1 rRNA gene is annotated in these 1,133 nt (G+C 52.0%); it reads left to right on the forward strand.

Going from position 1 to position 1,133, the window contains the following annotated elements:
- Positions 1 to 1,133, forward strand: a 23S ribosomal RNA gene (locus tag ACF8ML_RS22515); the annotation flags it as partial.

Genomic DNA, 1,133 nt, shown 5'->3' on the forward strand with positions numbered 1-1,133 from the left:
TGCAAAAAATCGGTGGCTGCGACTGTTTAATAAAAACACAGCACTCTGCAAACACGAAAGTGGACGTATAGGGTGTGACGCCTGCCCGGTGCTGGAAGATTAAATGATGGGGTGCAAGCTCTTGATTGAAGTCCCAGTAAACGGCGGCCGTAACTATAACGGTCCTAAGGTAGCGAAATTCCTTGTCGGGTAAGTTCCGACCTGCACGAATGGCGTAACGATGGCCACACTGTCTCCTCCAGAGACTCAGCGAAGTTGAAATGTTTGTGATGATGCAATCTCCCCGCGGAAAGACGGAAAGACCCCATGAACCTTTACTGTAGCTTTGTATTGGATTTTGAACGGATCTGTGTAGGATAGGTGGGAGGCTTTGAAGTGAGGACGCTAGTTCTCATGGAGCCGACGTTGAAATACCACCCTGGTGCGTTTGAGGTTCTAACCCAGGTCCCTTATCGGGATCGGGGACAGTGCATGGTAGGCAGTTTGACTGGGGCGGTCTCCTCCCAAAGCGTAACGGAGGAGTTCGAAGGTACGCTAGTTACGGTCGGACATCGTGACGATAGTGCAATGGCATAAGCGTGCTTAACTGCGAGACTGACAAGTCGAGCAGATGCGAAAGCAGGACATAGTGATCCGGTGGTTCTGTATGGAAGGGCCATCGCTCAACGGATAAAAGGTACTCTGGGGATAACAGGCTGATACCGCCCAAGAGTTCATATCGACGGCGGTGTTTGGCACCTCGATGTCGGCTCATCTCATCCTGGGGCTGTAGTCGGTCCCAAGGGTATGGCTGTTCGCCATTTAAAGAGGTACGTGAGCTGGGTTTAAAACGTCGTGAGACAGTTTGGTCCCTATCTTCCGTGGGCGCTGCAGATTTGAGGAAGCCTGCTCCTAGTACGAGAGGACCGGAGTGGACACACCTCTGGTGTATCGGTTGTCACGCCAGTGGCATTGCCGAGTAGCTAAGTGTGGAAGAGATAACCGCTGAAAGCATCTAAGCGGGAAACTCGTTTCAAGATGAGATCTGCCGGGGCCTTGAGCCCCCTGAAGAGTCGTTCAAGACCAGGACGTTGATAGGCTGGGTGTGGAAGCGCAGTAATGCGTTAAGCTAACCAGTACTAATTGCTCGTGAG

Source organism: Delftia sp. WSY_10, assembly GCF_043104705.1.
GTDB classification, from domain to species: domain Bacteria; phylum Pseudomonadota; class Gammaproteobacteria; order Burkholderiales; family Burkholderiaceae_C; genus Comamonas; species Comamonas tsuruhatensis.